General features: G+C 63.0%; 18 protein-coding genes. 9 read left to right on the top strand and 9 right to left on the bottom strand.

Features of this window, described 5'->3' with window-relative positions:
* Nucleotides 1-8: 8 nt before the first annotated feature.
* Nucleotides 9-2,273, bottom strand: coding sequence for a hypothetical protein (locus VGN72_00485; GenBank protein HEV7297812.1), 2,265 nt, complete (start codon nt 2,271-2,273; stop codon nt 9-11).
* Between the two features lie 255 nt (nt 2,274-2,528).
* Nucleotides 2,529-4,508, bottom strand: a complete 1,980-nt coding sequence (locus tag VGN72_00480; protein HEV7297811.1) for a hypothetical protein — start codon at nt 4,506-4,508, stop codon at nt 2,529-2,531.
* Between the two features lie 256 nt (nt 4,509-4,764).
* Between VGN72_00480 and rnc the strand changes: the two genes are divergently transcribed.
* Nucleotides 4,765-5,502: a ribonuclease III gene (rnc, locus tag VGN72_00475; GenBank protein ID HEV7297810.1), complete on the top strand. Its 738-nt coding sequence runs from the start codon at nt 4,765-4,767 to the stop codon at nt 5,500-5,502.
* A gap of 545 nt (nt 5,503-6,047) precedes the next feature.
* Here rnc and dacB read toward each other — a convergent pair.
* Together dacB and VGN72_00465 are read right to left on the bottom strand one after the other, a co-directional pair.
* On the bottom strand, nt 6,048-7,490 hold the full coding sequence (dacB, locus tag VGN72_00470) for a D-alanyl-D-alanine carboxypeptidase/D-alanyl-D-alanine-endopeptidase (protein HEV7297809.1): 1,443 nt from the start codon (nt 7,488-7,490) through the stop codon (nt 6,048-6,050).
* A 116-nt stretch (nt 7,491-7,606) separates the two neighbouring features.
* Nucleotides 7,607-8,467, bottom strand: coding sequence for a M48 family metalloprotease (locus VGN72_00465; protein HEV7297808.1), 861 nt, complete (start codon nt 8,465-8,467; stop codon nt 7,607-7,609).
* 173 nt (nt 8,468-8,640) lie between these two features.
* Between VGN72_00465 and pyrE the strand changes: the two genes are divergently transcribed.
* Genes pyrE through VGN72_00450 form a run of 3 tightly spaced genes read left to right on the top strand, consistent with a single transcriptional unit; the run spans nt 8,641 to nt 9,883 of the window.
* Complete coding sequence (pyrE, locus tag VGN72_00460; protein HEV7297807.1) at nt 8,641-9,162, top strand: orotate phosphoribosyltransferase; 522 nt, start codon at nt 8,641-8,643, stop codon at nt 9,160-9,162.
* Nucleotides 9,163-9,179: 17 nt separating this feature from the next.
* Nucleotides 9,180-9,407, top strand: a complete 228-nt coding sequence (locus tag VGN72_00455; GenBank protein ID HEV7297806.1) for a hypothetical protein — start codon at nt 9,180-9,182, stop codon at nt 9,405-9,407.
* Nucleotides 9,404-9,883 carry a PIN domain-containing protein gene (locus VGN72_00450; protein ID HEV7297805.1) on the top strand — a complete coding sequence of 160 codons (480 nt, stop codon included), beginning with the start codon at nt 9,404-9,406 and terminating at the stop codon, nt 9,881-9,883. Before VGN72_00455 ends, VGN72_00450 begins: the two co-directional genes overlap by 4 nt.
* Here VGN72_00450 and VGN72_00445 read toward each other — a convergent pair.
* A complete protein-coding gene (locus VGN72_00445) occupies nt 9,811-10,494 on the bottom strand; it encodes an MBL fold metallo-hydrolase (GenBank protein HEV7297804.1) in 684 nt (227 codons plus the stop codon). The two genes, VGN72_00450 and VGN72_00445, sit on opposite strands and share 73 nt — an antisense overlap.
* Nucleotides 10,495-10,537: 43 nt before the next feature.
* On the opposite strand from VGN72_00445, the gene VGN72_00440 reads away from it, so the two are divergent.
* The 3 genes from VGN72_00440 to mfd all read left to right on the top strand — a co-directional run bounded on the left by VGN72_00440 (nt 10,538) and on the right by mfd (nt 15,663).
* Nucleotides 10,538-11,503, top strand: a complete 966-nt coding sequence (locus tag VGN72_00440) for a hypothetical protein (GenBank protein HEV7297803.1) — start codon at nt 10,538-10,540, stop codon at nt 11,501-11,503.
* 55 nt (nt 11,504-11,558) lie between these two features.
* Nucleotides 11,559-11,864, top strand: a complete 306-nt coding sequence (locus VGN72_00435; GenBank protein ID HEV7297802.1) for an acylphosphatase — start codon at nt 11,559-11,561, stop codon at nt 11,862-11,864.
* 394 nt (nt 11,865-12,258) lie between these two features.
* A complete protein-coding gene (mfd, locus tag VGN72_00430) occupies nt 12,259-15,663 on the top strand; it encodes a transcription-repair coupling factor (GenBank protein ID HEV7297801.1) in 3,405 nt (1,134 codons plus the stop codon).
* 187 nt (nt 15,664-15,850) lie between these two features.
* On the opposite strand, the gene VGN72_00425 is transcribed toward mfd, so the two are convergent.
* The 3 genes from VGN72_00425 to VGN72_00415 form a co-directional block, all read right to left on the bottom strand.
* A complete protein-coding gene (locus tag VGN72_00425) occupies nt 15,851-16,798 on the bottom strand; it encodes a hypothetical protein (protein ID HEV7297800.1) in 948 nt (315 codons plus the stop codon).
* Between the two features lie 106 nt (nt 16,799-16,904).
* Nucleotides 16,905-17,111, bottom strand: a complete 207-nt coding sequence (locus tag VGN72_00420) for a hypothetical protein (protein HEV7297799.1) — start codon at nt 17,109-17,111, stop codon at nt 16,905-16,907.
* Nucleotides 17,112-17,187: 76 nt separating this feature from the next.
* On the bottom strand, nt 17,188-17,703 hold the full coding sequence (locus VGN72_00415; GenBank protein HEV7297798.1) for an adenine phosphoribosyltransferase: 516 nt from the start codon (nt 17,701-17,703) through the stop codon (nt 17,188-17,190).
* A 427-nt stretch (nt 17,704-18,130) separates the two neighbouring features.
* Here VGN72_00415 and rpsT point away from each other — a divergent pair, with 427 nt between their 5' ends.
* Both rpsT and VGN72_00405 read left to right on the top strand, forming a co-directional pair.
* Nucleotides 18,131-18,457 (top strand): 30S ribosomal protein S20, encoded by a 327-nt coding sequence (gene rpsT / locus VGN72_00410; protein ID HEV7297797.1) that lies wholly within the window; start codon nt 18,131-18,133, stop codon nt 18,455-18,457.
* A gap of 260 nt (nt 18,458-18,717) precedes the next feature.
* Nucleotides 18,718-20,325 carry a glycine--tRNA ligase gene (locus VGN72_00405; protein ID HEV7297796.1) on the top strand — a complete coding sequence of 536 codons (1,608 nt, stop codon included), beginning with the start codon at nt 18,718-18,720 and terminating at the stop codon, nt 20,323-20,325.
* 652 nt (nt 20,326-20,977) lie between these two features.
* On the opposite strand, the gene VGN72_00400 is transcribed toward VGN72_00405, so the two are convergent.
* Complete coding sequence (locus tag VGN72_00400) at nt 20,978-22,447, bottom strand: dihydrolipoamide acetyltransferase family protein (protein ID HEV7297795.1); 1,470 nt, start codon at nt 22,445-22,447, stop codon at nt 20,978-20,980.
* Between the last annotated feature and the right edge of the window lie 76 nt (nt 22,448-22,523).

Raw genomic sequence — 22,523 nt, 5'->3', positions numbered from 1 at the left:
GCCGCTGCTCACTGTTTTTCGGGGATCGTCACCTGGAGGTGGGCGATGCCCTGATTGCCGTTACTGTCGGTTGCCCGCACCGCGATCTGGTGGGGGCCCGCCGACAGCGACGCGACGGAAAACGTCGCGGCCTCTGAAGGCGAATCGTAGATACTATCCGAAGCGGCCACCGCTTGCCAGTCCTGCGACGAATCGACCGCATATTCGATTGATGCGATCGTGCCGGTCTTGTCCGTCACCTTCAGGTCGACCTTCACGCTTTGCCCGTCCATGGCTGCGTTTGCGGCGTCGAATAGGGGGGCGGTGTTGTCGACCAGCACGGGGTCGCTCACCCGCGATGACTGTCTGCCGGTGCCCGCGGGGTTGGCGGTGGCGTCGGTCGCGGTCACCCGGAGTTCATAGCGTCCGTCGGCCACACGCTTCGTGTCCCATTGAAAGGTGGCTTCCTTCAGGTCCTCTTTCAGCACGATCCATGGCTCGGTGCCGGTGGTTCGGTAGGCCAGGGTGTAGGCGATCGCGTCGTCGTTAGCGTCGGTCGCTTCCCACGCCACCGTTCGCATGCGCGTCGGAGCGGGCTCGGCCTTCGTGTCGTCGGTGGCGGCTTCTTCCTCGACGGCGGTTTCAACCGTGATCGACTTGATCGCCGGCGGCAGGTTGGGCACCTGGTACGTCGCCTGTACATCGGTGACCGCCGGCGTCGATTGGCCGTCGGTGCTGGTGAAGGTCAGGCGGTACTGCAAGAATCGGCCCGGCGGGGTGGCAGCGTTCACGAACGCGTTGGCAGGTTGCTCGGCCGACCAATCGGACCAACCGTGCGGGCTGTTGGCGTCCTGAAGATTGCCGGATCGCGTCGCAAGGGTCACCTTCGCGTTCGCCGGCACGTTGCCGTGCATCTGGATGGCGCCGAACTGGCTCACCTGTGACGCGTCGAACACCTCGCTGGTGTACGTGCCGCTGTTGGCGAAGCCGGGGCTCATCGCGGCGATGCCACCGGCGTTGGCCAGGCCCAGGAAGACGCGGCCGTCTTTGGCGCGCAACATTGCCATCACCTGCTTTGGATCCAGCTTGGCGATCACCACGCTTTCTTCGGCCGTCGGGCGAATCTGGTAGACGAACCCCTCGCTCCCCGTGCCGACGAGCAGCGTGCCGTCGTCTTCCAGCAGCGACATGACCATCGCCGATCGGCGGAAGATTTCCGTGACAAAGCCGGATGAATCGATGCGGTAGATCGCGTTCCCTTCGGCCGCCGGTTCGGTGTTGCCGACGATCTCGCTCATCGCGTCGGTCTCCACGTCCGCGTCGGCGGCCTTGTCGGCCTCGCCCTCGGCTTTTTCGGGGGCCGCGGGGGCATCGTCGGGCGCGTCCTGACGCGGTTCCGGTTCCGGGCGGCCGGGATTGGGATCGGGCGGGGCCGGATCACCGGCAGGGGCGGCGACGATCGGTGGGCCGCTCGTCGTTTCCTCGGGGCGGCCGGTCTGCTCGGCGATCGCTTCTGAATCGGTCGCGCCTTCAACCGGCTGGGCCGTGCCGGCGTACAGGGTGCCGGCGGCGTCGAGCGCCAAGGCGCTGATCTCGGTCTCGTTGGCGTCGTACAGCACGAACGCCTTCCCGCTGGCCGCGTCGATGCGGTACACGACGCCGTTCGGATCGCTGCCGGCGAACAGGGTCTGCTTGCCGTCGTATGCGAGGCTGAGCAGGTTGCTCTCGATGCTGTCGAACAGCACGCGCGACGTGCCATCCGGCGCGATCGCGATCAGCTGCCCGTTTGGCCCCGTGGCAGCGTAGATCGTGCCGTCGGCGCCGACCTGTATCGCCCACACGTACTTCACCAATGGCGACGCGAACACCTCGATCGGCGCTTCACCCGCCTTGTTGATGCGCAACACCTTCCCGGCTTCACCACCGGTGCCCAGCAGCAGCCGACCTTCACCATCCACCGCCAGCGAGAAGATGCCAATGCTGCCCTCGATCGTCGCGGCGGTGTCGACCTTGTCTTCACTGATGCGCAGCAGCACTCCTTGCGGCCCGGTGCCGGCGTAGATCGTGCCGTCGGGCAGCTGCGCCAGCGCGTAGACCGTGCTGACGCGCGGGTCCTGCTCCAGCAACGTCTTCGTCGCGCGCGAGAGCTTCAGGTCGCCGAGATTGGTCGCGACGACATTGTCGAACGTGCCGCTGCGGAAATCGGCCTCGCTGGTTTGCGTCCATCGTTTTGGCCCGGCGCCATTGGCGAGCGTGGCGATGGACAGGAGGATCAGGCTGGCATGACGGAGCATTAAGACCTCGGGTTTCGTCGTGAACTCAGAATAGGTTAACCGCGGAGACGCGGAGGGCGCGGAGATAGAGGGAGAAGAATGGTTTGAAACATACTCATGTAACGGAGAATCGTCATCCTGAGGTACCCCGAAGGATCTCCACCGTATTACGCCGCAAAGAGATCCTTCGGCGTACCTCAGTATGAAGTCGCTCTTCGCGCCCTAATCTTCTTCCCTCGCTCTTCTCCTACTCTTCTGTCTCCGCGTCCCCGCGGTTCATCCTTCTAATCCCGCCGACGGCATCGTGCTCGCCTTGGCCGGTGATTTGCCTTTGTCGCTGGCCGGTTTTGTCGCGCGGTCGGATCGGGCGTCGCGGTCGACCTCGATGGTGAACTGCGCTTGGCCGCTGAAGACGTAGTCGGCCGGCACCACCTTCACGCTGGAGCTGACGAACGCCGTCGTGTTGCTGCGGCCGGCATCCATGAAGACCTGGCGGCGCGACGACGGCAAGTTCGGCATCGCCGTCCGGCCGACCGCCACACCGTCGGCCTGTCGCTGAAGGCGCACGTAGAGCGCATTCCGGCGAACGTCGGCCAACTCCTTCAACACCGTGAAGACCTGATCGACGTTCTCCGTCGTGAAGCGGAACGGTTCGTTCGTGCGCTCCTCGTCCAGGTAAGTCTGCCAGTCCGACACGGTCAGCGAGTATTCGCCATCCGGCAGGTCGGCGGGAATCGGCATCTCGATCGGCATGATCGACTCGGCCCCGCGGAACGGGCGGTAGGTGACGTACGCCTTGATCGTTTCGCCGGGCAGGTATTTCGTGCGCGGCACGTTCACGTTCAGCAGCTGCGCGTCGCGCGCCTCGGGCGTTACCGTCAGCGTGCCGGTGATCTTGCTCACCAGCACGCGCTGAAACGGGTTCTCGCTGGCGGCGATCATTGGCGTGCCCAGCTCGAAGAACAGGTCGGCGGGCGTGCTGTTGACGGCGGTGTTGGCCACGTGCACCGTCTGGCCGTTCTCGAACTGAACGTCGAAGTCCATCTCCAGCGTGTGATACTGCGGCAGCAGCTTCTGCCCGCTGAGCGACGACGACACCACGATCGTGCCCAGGATCGGCGTGAACCGTGGGTGGGCGGCGATGTCGAAGTGGAACGCGCGGTCGGTCGAGCCGTCGGCGTACTTCACCTGCACGTCGACCGGAATCATCTTCGGGGCTGGTCCCAACTGACCGGCAATGCCCACCGACTGGTCGGCCGACAGCGTGCCGACCACCGCGGTCATGCCGCCAAGTTTAAAGCTGGTCGCGAGCGACGGGATGATCGTCGTCACGTAACCGCTGGCCATGGGCAGGGCGACCTGCCCTTCGTTGTTGAACGGGTGACCAAAGCCGTAGACGCGTTCGCCGAGGACTTCGGTGCAGGTGCCGAGCGCGGTGAGGTCGATGTCGCCTACCGCCAGCGGCACCGCGAGCGAGCTGCCGCGTTCGATCTTGACGGCGGCGCCGTCCGCGGGTGCGGTCGCCGCGGTGCCCGCGCCACCGGCCTGCAACGGCACCAGGCCGTAGGCGCTTAGCAGGGGCGCGACCTGGTCGAGCAGCCCGGCCGAAGCGCCACCGACCATCAGCGGCGTCGCCATCGGCGCCATTCGCGACTGGCCCACAGCGGGCAGCAATCTGGTGTTGGGACGGAAATCGTTCCACGATTGCAGTGGATAGCCGACCGGCGCCCGCTGCATGCCGGGCAGCATGATGACTTCATCGACCGACCACCGCAGCGGGCCGCTCGCGGTCTTCGCTCGCGACGCCGCCGGCGCCGTGGTTGGCTGCGTGGGCAGTTCCAGCATGTACTCGATCGGCTGCACGCCGGCGATCGGGTCTTTGGAGAGCTGCCAGCCGTAGGCGAGCGCGCCGACCATGCGGTCGACGCCGTTCTCGTCGGTCAGGAAGATCGGCGACCCGCTCATGCCCGCGACGACGCCGCTGTGCTCCAGGCGCTCGCCGAGACAGCGGATGAGGATCACGTCCTCCTTCGGGTTGAAGTTCTTCTGCACCGCGATGACGTTCAGCTCGAACCGCTCGATCTTGTGCCCGCTGAACACGCTCAGGCCGTAGCCTTTCATGCCAGGGCGCACCTCGTCGACGCGCATGTGCTGCGCGGGATCGAAGGCGCTCTCGGCCATCAGCGGAGCGGTTGCGCCATGAATGACGAGCGAGCCGACGAGCAGTGACAAGGCGGGATAAGTCGAAAGGTGCATCAGGCAAACTCGATTCTTACGAAACCATGCGTGCGGGCTGGATGGTACGAACGCCCCCAGCCCATCGCAACCCGCGCTCCAGGGCTTGCCGCTTTAGCGGCACGCGTCGTCAGCAGCGCGCGACGTTCCCGCGCAGATTCGTCACGAGCCCAACGGGTGCCCGTCGCGTCAAAACCCCTTTTTTATTGACAGTTTTTCGGGCAGGTAATAGGTTTCTTCAATAGTTGCACCCCGGTTTACCTTCAGAGAGTAGTACGTGACCAACGAAACCCGCGAAAAGGCTGAGCAGGTCCTCGGCTATACCTTCAAAAATCCCAATATGCTGAAGGAGGCCCTGACCCACGCGTCCATCGCCGACAACCGCCTGAACAGCAACGAGCGGATGGAGTTCCTCGGCGATGCGGTGCTCGACCTCATCATCTGCGAGGCGCTCTACCTGCGCTTTCCCGAGTACCTCGAAGGCGAGCTGACCAAGGTGAAGAGCGCCGTCGTCAGCCGGCGGACCTGTGCCGAGGTCAGCAATGAGACGGGCCTGACCGATCTGCTGATCATCGGCAAGGGCATCAGCAGCCGCGAGGCCATGCCCAGTTCACTGGCGGCGGCGGTGTACGAGTCGATCGTGGCGGCGGTGTACCTCGATGGTGGGTTCGAGGTCGTGAAGGCCTACGTCCTGCGCACGATGACCGCCAAGATGGAGGAGATCGCCTCCAACAGCCACCAGCAGAACTACAAGGCCCTGCTTCAGCAGCACGCCCAGAAAATGCTAGGCGGCTCGCCGATGTACGAGTTGCTGGACGAGAAGGGCCCCGACCACAGCAAGTGCTTCGAAGTCGGCGTCGTCATCGACACCCGCCGGTTCACCTCCGCCTGGGGCCCCAACAAGAAGATGGCCGAGCAGAAGGCTGCCCTGCTGGCCTTGGAAGAGCTCGGCGTGCTAGAGCCAAAGGAAGTTGACCGCGCGCTAGACGAGATCGTGGCCGAGCCGGAGAAGTAACTAGGTGCCCTGCGTGCTTCTGTAGGACAGGCATTCCTGCCTGTCTCTCCCCCGTATTCTCTCTTCTGTCCTCAGTCTTCGGTGGGACGGACATTCCTCTCTGTCTCGATTGCGCTTTCGCTTAAATTGAAGAGACGCGAAGGCGCGAAGGCACGAGGAAGTCGCGAAGGTGGTTCTGCAAACCGCGGCCGTGGCGGCGGTTTGGGTAATGCGAAACGCGATTTCGTGCACCATTTTGCACCATTGTGCACCATCGGGTGGTCGACATGCTGGGTGTTGATCGCACGCGCGTCGGCTATTTGGTTGTCAAAGAACACGCTATCCATCTCTACGTTCGCGCTGCGCGATTAAGGTCGCTCTGGCGCAACGCTCTTCGGATGTTCTTCGTGTCCACCTTTGTGCCTTCGCGCCTTCGTGGCTCCCCGCGTTTGATCGCGGCTCCGCCGCGGGGCAGACAAGAATGTCCGGCCCACCAAGAGAAGAACAGACAGAAGAGACACAGGCAGGAATGCCTGTCCTACAGAAGAGAAGTGTGGACGCCACGCTCACCGCGTCAGGTCGTCGGCGGCTTTGACGATGCGTTCCTGCAGGGGCTTGATCGACGAGTTGCTCTTGTTCGGGATGCCGTTCATCAGGATCGAGAACGCGTACCAGCGGTCGTCCTTGCCCATGAAGTAGCCGCTGAGCGTGCTGACGCCGTTCACGAAGCCGCTCTTGGCGAAGACGCGGTTGCGCAGGTCGCTGCCGCGGAATCGGCTGTCGAGCGTGCCGTCGACGCCAGCGACTGACAGGCTGCTCAGGAAGGCTTGGCGGTTCGGGCTGAAGTACATGTGCTGCAGGACGGCCGAGATCGCGCCGGCGCTGATCGCGTTCTGCTTTGATAGCCCACAGCCATCGTCGAACGTGTACTGGTCAGGTGGCACGCCGACGCTGGACAGGAACTTCCCCATCGCCGCCGGGCCGTTCACCCACGAGCCGGGGGCGTTGGTGTCGGCGAATCCGAGGCGCTTGCAGAGTGCCTCGGCATACAGGTTGACGCTGTCCTTGTTCGCCCGGTCCAGTACGTACTCGATTGACGTCACGTAGCGCGACACCACCGTATAGTCCGGCGAACCGGCCGCCAGCGCGGCGCGGGCGCCATGTTCTCGCCGCACGGTGCCGTTGACGGTGATGCCGGCTTGCGCCAACTGTTCCTTCAACACCGTGGCGGCGTAGAGCGACGGGTCGTCGACCGTCACCGACACCGCGACCGTCGATCCGGGGCTGTAGCCGCGCAGCAGCAGGCGCTTCGTCTCCGGGTCCAGCAGCAGGCTGACCGCGCTGTCGCCGGAGCGCGTGATGCAGTTGTTCTCCACCTGCACGTACTGCGTCGGCGGGTCGATGCGGTAATTCACCCGCGCGCCGGGCGACGTGCCCGACAGGTAGAAGTCCAGGCAGTTGGCGTTCAGGTTCAACCCCGCCACGCCCGCGACGTAACGCAGGTGCCGCTGGTCTTCGGGCCAGTTGGGATGGACGAACTGCCCGTCAAAGATGCTGTCGTCGACGATCACGTCCTGCACGCTAATCGTGCCGCTATCTTTCAGCGCGGCCGCCCAAGCGGTGAAGACGCTGGTGCTGCCTTGGCCGAACTTTTTGATGAGGTCGGTATCGCCGAGGGTGGGGTCACCATCGCCGACCACAATCACGTTCTGGCCGTGCTTCACGAAGCGCGTTTCGAACCGGAAGCCGGCCCCGAACTTCTCCACCGCGGCGGCGGTCGTAATGAGCTTGAGGTTGCTGGCGGGAATGAGCGGCGTCGCCGCGCCACGCCGCAGCAGCACGCGCGAGTCGGCCGGGCTGTCGCCGAGCGCCACTATCTCTACCCCAACGGTCGACTTGGCCAGCAGCTTGTCGGCCAGAACGGCGTTCACATCGGAATCGATGTCGGCGAAGACAACGGTTGAGATCGACAGAACCGCACAGAAAATGGTCGTGGTGATCTGTTTCATCCGTGAAACGTCGTCCAATCGGTAAAGTAGGTTTATCGGCCAGGGACGGCCGGCGTTAAAGCGGGCCCGAAGGATTATCCTCGGGCCCGCGGAATCGTCAAAGGATTTGGCCGCGATTACCGGAACATTCCGGTCGACTCGCGACCAATCAGGTTCATCAACCGCTGTTCGAGCGGGGGATGGGTCGCGAACAGGCTGGCCATCGACTGCATCATGTTGCGCGGCTCAGCGATGAACATCGAGTTGAACGACGGGTTCACGTCCATCGGCACCCGCTGGGCGCCAAAGTGGATCTTCTCCAGCGCCGTCGCCAGGTACAGCGGACTACCGCAGAGCTCGCCACCCTCCTTGTCGGCGTTGAACTCACGGCTACGGCTGATGGCGGCCTGAATCAGACCGGCAGCGAGCGGACCAACCAACAGCACCAGCAGGCCCGCCAGCGGATGGATGCCACCGTCCTCGTCGTCCGACGAGTTCATCCCACCGAACATGAACATGTAGCCGAGCGAACTGATGGCTGCGCCGATGGTGGCCGCGACCGACTGGATCAGGATGTCGCGGTGCTTCACGTGCGCCAGCTCGTGCGCCATCACACCCGCCACCTCGTTGCGGTCCAGCATCTGCAGGAGGCCCTGCGTCGCGCACACAGCCGCATTCTTCGGGTTGCGACCCGTCGCAAACGCGTTGGGCGCCAAGGTGGGGGCCACGTACACCTTCGGCATCGGCATGCCGGCCTTCTTCGCCATGGGCTCGACTAATCGATACAGCTCATGTTCCGGCCCGACCTCCTGCGCCTGCATCGAGGCCAGCGCGATCTTGGCGCTGAAGAAGTAGCCGACGATATTCATGATAATCGCGAACATCAGCGCGATCACCACGCCGGTCGTTCCCCAGATCGACCCGATCATCAGGATCAACGCCGACAGCATGCCCAGCAGCAGGGCCGTCTTCACATTGTTGTAAAACTTGCTCATCATGGGTGTTTGCCTCTCATGGTCTCCTTGTTCAGATCTGTCCCGACGAAAGAATAATAGGTTAGATCGGCGCTGGTCGCAGTAGAAACGCGAGGCATTTTTCGAATCGATGAGGCCCGTGTTGAACGTCTGTCGGATTTGACGATTTTCCCCCGCCCGGCAATAGTCGCGGCCCTATGACCCACGCACAACTGGCCCAGCGCATTTCCGACGTCGCCCTCCTCCGTGGCGAGTTCACACTCCGCAGCGGGCGAAAGAGCAACTACTACCTCGACAAGTACCGCTTCGAAACCCAGCCGGACGTGCTGCGCGAACTGGGCAAACTGTTCGCCGCCAGGATCGGCCCGCAGGTGACGCGCATCGCCGGCCCGGAACTGGGCGCCGTCGCGCTGGCGGCGGCGGCGTCGGTGGAGTCGGGCAAGCCGTTCGTCATCGTCCGCAACGCCAAGAAGGACTACGGCAGCGCCAAGCAGATCGAAGGCGTCTTGGAAGCTGGCGACCTCGTAGTGATCGTCGAGGACATCATGACGACCGGCGGCCAGGTCCTGGAAGCCGCCAAAACCCTGGAAGCCGCCGGGGCGAAGATCGACCGAATCGTCGGCGTCATCGACCGACTAGAAGGGGCGCGGGAGAACATCGAAGGGGCGGGATACGTCTTTGAGAGCCTGTTTACGACGAAGGACCTTGGTATAGTGTAGGTAACCAGGAGAGAGTCATGGTGTATCGTGGCCGAGTCGTTAACGGGCAGATCGTTCTCGACGGTGATCCCTCGATTCCTGAGGGGACGGACGTGATGGTCGACGTCGTAAGCATGCCGACGGCAGACGAGCCGATCGGTAAGGCCCTGCTGCGCTTGGCAGGCACCGCGACCGGGCTGCCGCCCGACATGTCGGTCAACCATGACCACTACCTTCACGGGCAACCCAAACGGGCGACCCGATGATCTTTGCCGACGCGTTCTATTACTTCGCTTTGCTCAATCCTGCCGACCCGTTCCACGAGCGAGCCGCTCGTCTGACTGATCGGATCGACGTCGAGATCGTGACCACCCATTATGTCTTGCTTGAAGTGGCCGACGGTTTAGCTCAGGCGCGAAACCGGATCGTTTTTCGCCGGCTGATGGAAACGTTGACGGTGAACCGGAAGGCACGTGTGATCGCTGCGGATGCGGAACTGTTCGAAGCGGCCACGCACTTGTTCTTTCGGCGACAAGACAAGGACTGGTCGCTGACGGACTGCACGTCGTTCTTGGTGATGGAACGGCTAAAGATCACCGACGCCCTCACCGCCGACCACCACTTTGAACAGGCTGGCTTTCGGGCGTTGCTCAAGCCGCAATCGCGACTTCACATCCCCTGCATGCGCGGGTTCACGAACAAATTGTCATGCCCCGGCACAACGAGGTCGGCGATCTCATAAACCTCGCCCAGCACTTCCTGGGCTGCCTTGATGTCGGCCGCGTCGGGCAGTACCTGCCCGGCTAGGAAGTGGTCCAGCGTCGCCACGGCGTCGCCGGCGATCAGGGTGCTGGTGGCGGGGGTGGTGACGAGCAGGCCGGTGGTGCCCGGCGTGTAGCCGAACAGGGGGAATAAATCGACGTTGTCGGCCAGCTTGTCCGGCGCGGGCTGCAGGCGCTCCAGGAGCCGCAACTCGGCGATGAAGTACTTGCGATCTTCATCCTCCTCCGGGGCATCGTTAATCAGGTTCTGAAGATGCTGGCGGGCGGCGGACTGTTCCAGTTCGTGGATCATCAGCTTGGCCTTATCGAAGATGTCCAGACCCGCGCGGTGGGCGCCGCGGAAGTTGGTCAGGAAGACGGTATCGATCGCCGACGGCTTCAGGCCGGTGCGTTCGTACAATCGCGCCGCCAACGCCGCGCCGGGCAGGCCGGGATCGACTAAGATCGTGCGCTTCCCACTGCGGATCAGGGTCGTGGTCGCGTGGGCGGTGCGGACGGCTTCCGTTTCATTCCACAGCCGGTTGCGGCTCAAGGTGCCGATGCTGATGACGTCAAGGCGTGCAGTGGCCATAAGTTCAAGCGTAGGCGCGACGCGCAGAAACGCAACTCGACCGTTGCGCGCCATCGCGTTGCTGCTTAGCGTGATGCTGTGGATGGCCGGTTGCGCGCAGAATCGCGCGGCGCAGGTTAATGGCCTGAGCAAACCGGTCGCGGTGCAGCAAGCGCCCTGGTCGTACCAAGGGACAGCCGGCCACGTCTTAACGACCGATCACTACCGCATCTACACGACCGTCTCGCCCGATGAAACGCTCTTCGAGACGCTGCCCCAACTGATGGAAGGGGCCTACACGCAGTACCGCCGGCTGGCAGGGAACGTCGTTCACAACGGCAAACCGTTGGACTGCTACGTGTTCGGCCAGCGATCGCAGTGGGTCGAGTTCACCCGCCGGCAGACCGGCCCGCGCGCAAGCCTGTACTTACAGATCTCGGTCGGCGCGTACGCCATTGGCGACGTCTTCGTCGCCTACGACATCGGCGACTACCGCACGCTCTACACCGCGGCCCACGAGGGCTGGCACCAGTTCGCGTCACGATACTTCAAGGGTGAGTTGCCGCGATTCCTGGAAGAGGGGATGGCGACGCAGTTCGAGAACGTCGACGCCTTCCACGGCCTGCCGAAATGGAAGCTGGAGACCAACTCGAACCGGGCGCAAGGGTTACGCCGATCGATCGAGGGAAAGTTCCTGTTCTCGCTCGCGGAACTGATGACCCTACACGCGGGTCAGGTCGTGCATCGACCGGGCGACCGCATCGATGCGTTCTACAGCCAATGCTGGGCGTTCATCCGTTTCCTGCGCGATGGCGAGCAGGGCATGTACCGCCCGGCGTTCGACCGACTGTTGGCCGACGTCGCCGCCGGCACGGTGTGGGGCTTAACCGATGGCCGCGGTTGGACTGCGGACAACACGGTGACCATCCTGACGCATTATCTCGGCGCCCCACTGGATCAGCTCGATCGCGAATTCATCGCCTACTGCAATCAAATCGCGTTTCGCGACTACATGCAGCAGTGGCAATAAATCTCGTGAAAATTTGGGTTGGCGATAGCGGATTGCATCGGTATATTCCCTGCAGATGTCGTGGCGAGACTTTCAACATCCGGCCGACCCCACCCATCGCCGGGAATGTCATTTTAGCGGTCGCGTCCAGGGGGTCGGTTTCCGCTACACCGTCCAGAACATCGCCCAACGCTACAACGTCCACGGCTACGTCAAAAACCTGCCCGATGGCCGCGTCGAACTCATCATGGAAGGCCCCGACGGCGACATGGATGAGATCGTCAGCACGGTCAGCCAGAAGATGAACTGCTTCATCAAAAAGGTCGACCTGAAAGACCTGCCCGCAACGGGCGAGTTTGAACACTTCTATATCCGACATTGACCAATTAGGCAGTGATCGGTCACTTAGCCAATCGGCTTGCCAGCGGACGTCCGGATAATGCTTTGACGTTTGTTTTCACGCCTTGGCGTTCAATCCTAAGCCTCAGGGCTCAATCTGAAGACGTGAGAGTAAACAGGAAGCCTTCTCGTTGACTCTGAGGCTCTAGGAGTAAACTTCAGGCCCTGCGATTCAATCTAAGAGCTTAGCGTTTACTCTGAGACCCGCAGATTAACTGTCGCGCTCGCAGGTTGATGGAGAGGCCGCCAGAGTAACTCTCACGCTCTCAGAGCTGTTCTTAGGCTTGGAGAGATAACCGCAGAGCCTCCCACAGCTAGCAAGAACGGGACGCATTGGGCGCTTTACGGCCCGATAACACCCGCCTAATATTACACCTATGAGCAACTCCACCCCTCCCGAAGTTGTCGGGCGGCTTGTCGCTGCGCGCCCGTTGAAGCAACTGGCCGACACCGTCCGTACCCACCGTGCCGCGTCGGCGGCGGGGTTGTGGGGCAGCAGCGTCGCGCTCGTGGTGGCGGCTATTCACAAGCAGCTCGGTCAGCGGGTGCTGTTCATCTGCGGTCACCTGGACGAAGGGGACGACCTGGCGGACGACGTCGAACTGTTCGGTGGCTTTCGGCCAGACGTCATGCCGGCGCTGGAACTCGGCGGCAGCCTGGGCCGCGTCAGTGAAGAGCAGGTGTCGAACCGCCTGCAGATGGTGTCGAAGTACGCCACGGGCAAGGCCGACGCGCCGGTGCTGGTCGCCCCGATCCAGGCGCTGATGCAGGCGGTGCCGTCGCGCAATCAACTTCAGCAACTGCTGCTGACGCTAAAGCCGGGCATGGCGATGGAACCGGAGAAACTCATCGTCTGGCTGAGCGAGCACGGTTACAACCGCCTGGACCAAGTTGAAGTGCCCGGCGACTTCGCGGTGCGCGGCGGCATTATTGACATCTACATGCCCGGCAACTTCGAAGAGGCCGGTGAGATGGTCGGCCTGACCGTGCGCGTCGATTTTTTCGGCGACGAGATCGAGTCCATCCGCAAGTTCGACCTCGATACGCTCGGCTCCGGTGACAAACTTGAGAACGTCCGCGTGATGGACCTCAAAGGCCAGCTCGACAGCGGCGACAGCACGAGCATCTTCACCTATCTGCCGCCCGACACAGTCGTGGTGCTCTGGGAACCGCTGGAGATCGCCGAGCAGGCCAAGAGCTACTTCGGCCGGTTGCCGGACGTGAAGGGGATTTATCCGCTGAAGGCCGTGCTTGCCCAGGCCGCGGGTTTCCCGCGGTTGGAACTGAGCCAGTTTGATCAAGGCACGTCCGCAGCGCCATCACTCGTGGGTGATGCGGCTGCCGGCGCGATGAAGCTGCCGATCACGTCGCTTCAGCGTTTCGAGACGGAAGCGAAGAAGGCCCTGCGCGAACTGGCGGAACTGGCCGAGACGCACGAGGTCGTCGTCTACTGCGAGAACGAAGGCGAGGCAAAACGCTTCTGCGAACTGCTGGAAGCGGACGTTTCGTCGGATGCGTGCAAGAAGATCAAGGTGCCGATCGGTTACCTGCATCGTGGATTCGTGTGGGACAGCCGTACCACGGGCGGCTCGCCCGTGTCTTCTGATGACGCGGAGGAACACGGGCGGGCCGCCCGTGGTACGGGCAAGCCGATCGCGCTGCTGGGTCACCATGAGCTGTTCCATCGATACGAACAGCGCCGTCGCGTGAAGAAGGTCGTCGCGAGCCGGCCGGTCGATTCGTTCCTGGACCTGAAGGTCGGCGACTACGTCGTTCACGTCGCGCACGGCATCGCGAAGTTCACCGGCATTCAAACGCTCAGCAAGGATGGCAAGAACGACGAGTACCTGACACTTCGCTTCGCCGAGAACGCCACGCTGCACGTGCCGGCGACGCGCGTGAACCTGATTCAGAAGTACATCGGCGGGTTCCAAGGCCATCCACAACTGTCGCGCTTGGGCAGCGGGGTTTGGGAGAAGCAGAAGGCCAAGGTCGCCGAAGCGGTGATGGACATGGCCGCGGAACTCATCGAGGTTCAGGCGGCGCGCGCTGCGGAGAAGGGCGTGTCGTATCCGCCCGATACAGAATGGCAGCGGGAGTTCGAGGCGGAGTTTCCGTACGAGCCGACGGTCGATCAGCTCACCAGCGCTGAGGAGATCAAGCAGGACATGCAGAAGCACCGCCCGATGGACCGTCTGCTCTGCGGCGACGTGGGGTACGGCAAGACCGAGATGGCGATGCGGGCGGCGTTCAAGGCCGTTGAATACGGCAAGCAGGTGGCCGTGCTCGTGCCGACGACGGTGCTCGCCGAGCAGCATCATCGCTCATTTAAAGAGCGCATGGTCAACTACCCGTTCAACGTCGAATCGGTCAGCCGATTTAAGAGTAGCAAGGAGATCAAGGAGACGCTGAAGCGCACGGCCGCCGGTGAGGTGGACGTGCTGATCGGCACGCATCGCATCTTCAGCAAGGACGTGAAGTTCGCCGACCTCGGCCTCGTCGTGATCGATGAAGAACAGCGCTTCGGCGTCACGCATAAGGAGAAGCTCAAGCAGATGCGCAAGACCGTCGATGTGCTGACGATGTCGGCCACGCCCATCCCGCGCACGCTGCACATGAGCATGCTGGGCCTACGCGACATCTCCTCGCTGACCACCGCGCCGCAGGACCGGCGGAGCATCGTGACGGAGGTGGCGACCTACGACAAGAGCCGCATCAAGATGGCAGTCCTGCGCGAACTGAACCGCGGCGGGCAGGTCTACTTCGTCCACAACCGCGTCTACAACATCCTCGATGTCGCCGACGAGCTGCAGCAGCTCGTGCCGGACGCGCGCATCATCGTCGGGCACGGCCAGATGGAGGACGGCGAACTTGAAGACGTGATGATGAAGTTCATCCGCCACGAGGCCGACATCTTGGTCGCCACCACAATCATCGAGAGCGGCCTAGACATCCCCAACGCCAACACGATCTTCATCAACAAGGCCGACCGCTTCGGCCTATCGGAACTGCACCAGCTGCGCGGCCGCGTCGGCCGCTACAAGAACCGCGCCTACTGCTACCTGCTGCTACCGCCCGACCGCCCGGTGACGCCCGTGGCCGCCAAGCGACTGAAGGCGATCGAGGAGTACAGCCACCTGGGCGCTGGTTTCAAGATCGCCATGCGCGACTTGGAAATTCGCGGCAGCGGTAACATCCTTGGGCCGGAACAATCGGGCCACATCGCTACCGTGGGTTACGAGATGTACTGCCAGCTGCTCGAAGAGGCCACGCGGCAGCTAAAGAACGAGCCGAAGGCGACGACGCCGGAAGCGCACGTCGATATCGGCATCAGCGCGTTCATCCCCAAGACCTACATCACCGCCGACCGGCAGCGGCTGGACGTCTACCGGCGGATGACCCGCTGCACATCACTGGACATGTTGCACTTGCTCGAACAGGACATGAAGGACGCCTTCGGCGATCCGCCGCGGCAGGTAGTGGTGCTATTTGCGCTCACGGAAATGCGCCTGCTCTGCCAGATCTTCGGCGTCGAGAGCATTATCAAGAAGGCGCCCGACGTTGTGCTGACCGTCCGCGATGCAAAACTGGCTTCGGAAGGTTTAACCAACGCCCCTGGTACTCTCCGCGTGATCGACGACAAGACGGTCTACCTCCGCATGCCGCCAACGTTCATGGAGAGCGAGACGCTGTTGATGGTGCTTCGCAACCTGATGAAGCAGAACGAGGAGAAGAAGCGCGGCGTGGTGAAAGAGAAAGAGCCGGCACTCGCTGCGAAGTGACGTTTCCGGCTCTTTGATGGTGCACAGTATGGGTCAAAAGGATGTCATCCCGATGGGAGCCTAAGGCGACCTGAGGGATCTCGAACAGCCGAGAACCGTCCGCCCGTCGAGATCCCTCAGGTCGGCAAGCCTCCCATCGGGATGATAACTCGTGTGGTAACGCCGTCCCGGGGATACGACCAGCAGCCTACGCCCGTGCCGTAGCTTCTTCCGGTTCTTCCGCGGCGCGCTTGCGAAGGCCGTCCATCGATTCTTTGACTTCCGTCGCGATGCGCGAGTTGGGAAAGTCGGTTATGATCGTCTCGCCGAGCCGAACGGCCTCGTGCCAGTGGTGATCCTGGACGGCCAGCGAGAATTGGGTTCGCAGCGCGTTGAGCTTGTCCTTGAACACGCCCCGCACGCTTTCCTGCATCGATTCGGCCTCGGCCGGCGTCAGGTAGAGGTCGAGCTTCTTCAGGATCTCGATGCTCGCGTCGGTGTCGTGCCGCTTCACGGCGTCGTTCCACTCGATCAGCAACTGCTTCTTGTGCGCCTCGCGGCGCATCTCCACTTCCTTTGGCAGCAGCTTGACCGACTCGGACTCCGGGAACCGCTCGCGCAACCGCTCGGCTTCGCGGAACGCCTCGGCCCATCGCTCGTCGCGCACCAGCTTGTCGACGGCGCCCATCGCCTCGACCACCTGCCGTCGCATGCGTTCCTCGCGGCGTTCCTGCACTTCGGCGCGGAACTGTTCGGCCTCGGCCTTGTAGCCGAACGTGCGCTCCATATCGTCGGCCAGCGCGACGGCGCCGTCGAAGTTCTGCTTGGAGATTTCCTCGCGGATCGCCCGGCGAAGGGCCTCGCTGTCCTTTTCGCGGAACGCGACGCTCTTGGCGCGGTCGCTGAGCAGTTGCTGTTCGCTGATGACGTTCAGGATGACGCAGATCTGTTCCAGCCGCTCACCGAGCGCCGCGGCATGTTCCAGCGACTTATTCGCGGTGGCCCGCGCACCGTTGATCTCGCTGCGGGCGTAGACGCCAAGGGCGAGCAGCACGAGCGAGACGCCAGCGAGCGCGAACATGTCCCAGTCCCGGTGCCGAAGCCCGAGGTACAGCCCACCGACCACCAGGACGGCCGCGACGGAAAAGGCGATCAATGACGCGAAAAAATAAGAATTATCCTGTTGCACGGGCCACCTCGCGACGTGGGGATGATGAGCGGACCCAACCAGCGCAAGACTTTAGGCTGGAAGGAAATACGTGTCAATGTGAAGGTCGGCGACCCGCGGCGGCCTTGTCGGCCTTCGCCTTGGCCTCGTTGGCCGCCTCGATCGCGGCGGCGGCCTCCTTGGCGGCGCGGCGGGCGGCGATGTGCTCGGTCACCGCTTGGTTCTGCCGTTGACGCTGCATCTCACTGCCGAGCAACGACAACGTCACCCAGGCGGCGGCAATCGCAATGACGAGAAGCATGCCCATCGCTTCTATTATCGGCCGGTGGGCGCCGTTGATTGAGGCGAAGTCCATGCGACCAGCCGGACCGCGCGCGCTAATACTGCAGCACCGAGTGCACGTCGACGTCGCCCACCTTGTCACGGCCACCCAGGCCGTCGAGCTCGATCAGCACCGCCGCCCCGACCACGTCGCCGCCCAGTTGGGTGACGAGGTCGATGCAGGCCTTCATGGTGCCGCCCGTCGCCAGCAGGTCGTCGATGATCAAAACGCGCTGGCCCTCGATGACGGCGTCATCGTGCATCTCGAGCGTGTCGGTGCCGTATTCCAAGTCGTACGTGATCGAGACCCGCTTGCTCGGCAACTTGCCCGGCTTGCGCACCAGCGCAAACCCCGCTGAAAGATGCGATGCCACTGCGGTGCCAAAGATGAACCCCCGGCTCTCGGCCCCCACGACCAGGTCGATGTACTTCCCGCGATACGGGTTGGCCAGCAGCTCGATCGACAGCGCCAGACCGGCCGGGTCGGCCAGCAGGGGGGTGATGTCGCGGAACATAATGCCGGGCTTCGGAAAGTCGTGGATATCGCGGATGAGTCGCTTGAGGTGCTCCATGGGGCGGGATTGTAGTGAGTGGGGGAAGGAATGCCGAATGGATCTATAGGCTTTGATTACCAGACGTCATCCTAATCAACTCCGAAGGATCTCGTTCGTCCCAAAGGGTAGCGTACAAAACCCTGCGTTGATCAGGGGCGTGTCATCCCGATGGGAGGCTTGCCGACCTGAGGGATCTCCCAAGGCCGATAGTGTCCGTCGCTCGAGATCCCTCAGGTCGCCTGATGCTCCCATCGGGAAGACATTTGGCGCGACCCAGTCAGTGGTCGGACCTAATAGGCAATCCCTCAAGATGACCAATCGTCCGTGCGAGTTCGCATTCCCCAATTCCGATCCCCCGTCCACTTTACATTGATTGCAAATTCACTATCCTTGTTCGACTCTGTTCCCGGTGATGGGAGCAGGTTGAACCATTGGAGAGTTGATCGTGGCCCATTCGCTGTCTGCTAAAAAACGCGTTCGCCAGACCCTGAAGCGCAACGCGCGTAACCGCGCCCGCAAGGCGGTCCTCAAGGATCAGGTCAAGACCTTCACCGTGGCCCTGGCCGGTGGGGATCATGCGAAGATCGATACCGAGCTGAACAAGACCTCTGCCGTCCTGGATCGGATGGCGGCCAAGCACACCATCCACAAGAACGCCGCCGCCCGCAAGCGCAGCCGGCTGGCCAAGAAGGCCAACCTGGTGAAGTCTGGCGTGAAGGCCAGCGCGGTCATCGGTGGGGCGGTCAAGGGTACCGGCGCCGCAAAAGCCTAATCGCGGCGTACATAGCCGAACAGTCGAAAATCCAGTGTGGCGCGTTTTAGTCGCCACATTCGATCCAAAACACCCGGCATTAGGCATTTGCACTCCGTGACGCGGCGCGAAAGCGCTTGAGTCGCGTCGACTGCGAATGTCTGATGCCGGGTGTCTGTATTTGCAGACGTACCACGGGCGGCCCGCCCGTGTCCTCTGCTTCGCGAACAAGCGCAGATCACGGGCGGGCCGCCCGTGGTACGGAAGACAGGAACCGAAACATGCCCGACGCAGCCGCACCCAACGTGAACGTGATGGAACAGATCGTCTCCCTCTGCAAGCGCCGGGGGTTCGTCTATCAGGCGAGCGAGATCTACGGCGGCCTGCGCGGGTTTTGGGACTACGGGCCGCTCGGCGTGCTGCTGAAGAACAACATTCGCGACTGGTGGTGGCGGAACATGGTCGAGTGCCCACCGATCGGGCCGGACGGGCACCCGGTGGAGATCGTTGGGCTCGATTCGTCGATCATCCAGCACCCCAAGACCTGGGATGCCAGCGGCCACACCGCGACGTTCGCCGACCCGATGCGCAAGTGCACGAAGTGCGGCCACATCCTGCGCGCCGACCATTACTGGGACATTCTCGCCACCCAGTCGAAATGGTTCGCCGAGCTGTTGACCGCGACCGAGAACTTCACGAAGACCGATCCCGATACGCTCATCCGCTGGGTGAAGAACAAGGCCCGCAAGTCGGCCCCCAACCTGGCCGCCATTTCGCAGGCAGCGGTCGAAGCGCCCGCCGGGGCAGACGCCAAGGCGGTCGTGCACGCGCTGGCGGCCAACACCGAGCCTTGCATCCTCTGCGGCGCGCCGCTGGGCGAGCCCGAGCAGTTCAACCTGATGATGATCTCCTACGCCGGCCTTCAGCAGACGCAGGAAAACCTGGTCTACCTGCGCCCGGAGACGGCCCAAGGCATCTTTCTGGACTACAAGAACATCCTGGACACCACGCGCGTGAAGGTGCCGTTCGGCGTGGCGCAGGTCGGCAAGAGCTTCCGCAACGAGGTGACGCCGCGCAACTTCATCTTCCGCTCGCGCGAGTTCGAGCAGATGGAGATGGAGTTCTTCTGCCCGCCGGACCAGTCGCTGGAGTGGTTCGAGTTCTGGAAGCAGGAGCGCATGAAGTGGTGGCTGAGCCTCGGCGTGAAGCAGGAGAACCTCGTCTTCCGCGACCACGCGACCGATGAGCTGAGCCATTACTCCAAGGCCACCACCGACATCGAGTACAAGTACCCCTTCACCGCCCCCGAGTTCGGCGAACTGGAAGGCGTCGCGCATCGTGGCGATTACGACCTGACGCAGCACCAGAAGCATTCCGGCCAAAAGCTGGACTTCTTCGATCAGGAACTGCAACTGAAGCTGAAGGAGCAGGGCGTCGCCGCCGACGAGATCAAGTCGCGCAGCCGGTACGTCCCGCACGTCATCGAGCCCGCCAGCGGGCTGACACGCGCGGTGCTGGTGCTGCTGTGCGAATCGTACCGCCATGAGAAGGGCCGGCAGGGGGCCGAGGAATACTTCTCGTTTAAGCCCCGCTTCGCCCCGGTGAAGTGCGGCGTGTTCCCGCTGGTGAACAAGGAAGGCATGCCCGAGGTCGCCGAGAAGCTCTACCTCGATTTGCGGCAGTCGTTCACGTGCGAGTACGATGCAAAGCAGTCGATCGGCAAGCGCTACGCCCGCATGGACGAGATCGGCACGCCGTACTGCCTGACGATCGACGGTGACACGCTGGCGAGCCAAACCGTGACGGTTCGCGAACGCGATACGATGACGCAGGAACGCGTCTCGATCGACAAGATCAAGTCGTACCTGCTGGAACGGCTGGAACGGTAATCACGGCCGGACACCCTTGGGCCGCGCCGCGGCTCAAGGGCGTCAGCGCTTCGTCGCGCCTCAACGCGACCACCACGCGCCCCTTTGGCGTTACGCCTCTTCTGTAGGACAGGCATTCCTGCCTGTCTCTCCCCCCGTATTCCCTCTTCTGTGGCACAGGCATTCTAGCCTGTATCTCTTTGGTCTTTGTCTTCTTGGTCCGCCGAACATTCTTGTCTGCCACGCGGCGGAGCCGCAATTGCGAAAAAGCAGAGACGCGAAGGCGCGAAGGACGCGAAGGCGGACGCGAAGAAATGCGGATGGTGTTGCGCCAACCCCGCGTCTTCTGCGCAGCGCAGGCGTAGAGATGGATAGCGTGCTCTTTGACAACTGAATAGCCGGCGCCTGCGACATCGCCTCCCTGCTGCCCATCACCCGATGGTGCACAATGGTGCACCGTTTCGGGTTGTCGCTTGCCCAAACCGCCGCCATGAACGAAAGCGGTTTGGGCAGATTCCGCTCATTCCCGATCGGGTTCAGTTCACCGGGAATGGATGGAAATCGATGTTGCGCGCTGGAAACAGAACGGCGCAGGCCAATAAAAAAGCAGAGATGGAATCCGAAGTTCCATCTCTGCTTTTGATATCAATCAAACGGTCAATTCGTACTGCAGTTAAACCAGCATCAACCCCGGCTCTTCCAGCAGGTTCTTCAGCGTGCGCAGGAAATCGGCGGCAACGGCGCCATCGACGGCACGATGGTCGGCCGACAGCGTGATCGACATGATCGTGCGGGCGACGATCTGCCCGTTCCGCACCACCGCCCGTGGCTCGGCGGCGGCGATGGCGAGGATGCCGACCTCGGGGGGGTTCACGATCGCAGCGAATTCTTTGACGCCGAAGGTGCCGAGGTTGCTGACGGTGAACGTCGCGCCGCTCATCTCGTCGCCCTTGAGCTTTTGACCGCGGGCCTTGTCGACCAGCTCGGCCGAGCGCTGGCGGATCTCCTTCAGGCCCATCTGGTTGATGTGGCGCAGGACGGGGACGATCAGCCCGTCGGGCAGCGCGACGGCCATGCCGAGGTGAACGTCACCGTAGCGGATGATCTGGTTGTTCTTGCCGTCGTAGTGCGCGTTGACGGCCGGGTGCTGCACGAGCGCAGTCGCGACCGCCTTGGCGATAAAGTCGCCGATGCTGAGGCGGACCTTTTCCTTCTCGAGCTGCTTATTGACGCGCTCGCGCAGTTCGGAGAGGGCCTCGACGTCGACGTCGACCGTCTCGTAGAAGTGCGGGATCTGCTGCTTCGATTGCTGCAGGCGGGCCGCGATTGTCTGGCGCATCTTCGTGAGCGGGATGACCTGCTTCTCGCCAGTGCCGACGCGTGCCGGCGCCGTCGCTTCCGACTTAGCCGCCGGCTTGCCGGTGGTCTTCTCTTCGGTGGCTCCCCCAGCCTGCTTCGCTGTTGGCTGATACGAAAGCACATCGGCCTGCACGACGCGACCGTTCGGCCCCGTGCCCTTCACCTCGGCAAGGTCCACACCCTTGTCGGCCGCGACGCGACGTGCGAGCGGTGATGCGAAGACGCGCGAACCGTTGCCGTTGCCATTTCCGTTGCCATGCGGCAGGGGCGGCACCGCATGGGCCGGCCCGCGCGTCGCGCCGTGACCGACTCCGTCGGGCTCGTGAATTTCACTGCGGCTGGCCGCCTCGTGCGTCGCGACCGCGCCACCCGATTCCGCCGGCTGCGGCACGCGTTCCTGACCTGCCGAGGCCGCCGCCATCGCCGCCTTCGGTGCCGCCTGCTGATTGCTGGCCTCCGGACGTGCGACTGCGTTGCCCGCCGGCGCGCTGGCGGCCGCCTTGGCCGTCGTGCTGCCCGACTTCTTCACGTCCTCGACCTTCTCGGAACCCGTCGCCAGGATCGCGATCGCGGCGCCCACCGCCGCCTTGCCACCTTCGGGCACCGCGATGACCGCGAGCGTGCCGGCCTCGAAGGCCTCCATCTCCATGTTGGCCTTGTCGGTCTCCACCTCGGCGATCACCTCGCCGGCGCGGACCTTGTCCCCTTCCTTCTTGAGCCACTTGACGACGGTTCCCTCGGTCATCGTGTCCGAGAGCTGAGGCATGGTGATTTCAGCGGGCATGTCGGGAACTCCAGATTGCAGATCTCGGGTTTCGAAGTGCGGATTGTGAATGCCCAGGACCGGCGATCTTTCAATC

It is taken from the genome of Tepidisphaeraceae bacterium, from assembly GCA_035998445.1.
Taxonomy (GTDB): domain Bacteria; phylum Planctomycetota; class Phycisphaerae; order Tepidisphaerales; family Tepidisphaeraceae; genus DASYHQ01.
The sequence above is the reverse complement of the archived record's forward strand: the minus strand, read 5'-3'. Positions and strand labels throughout refer to the sequence as shown.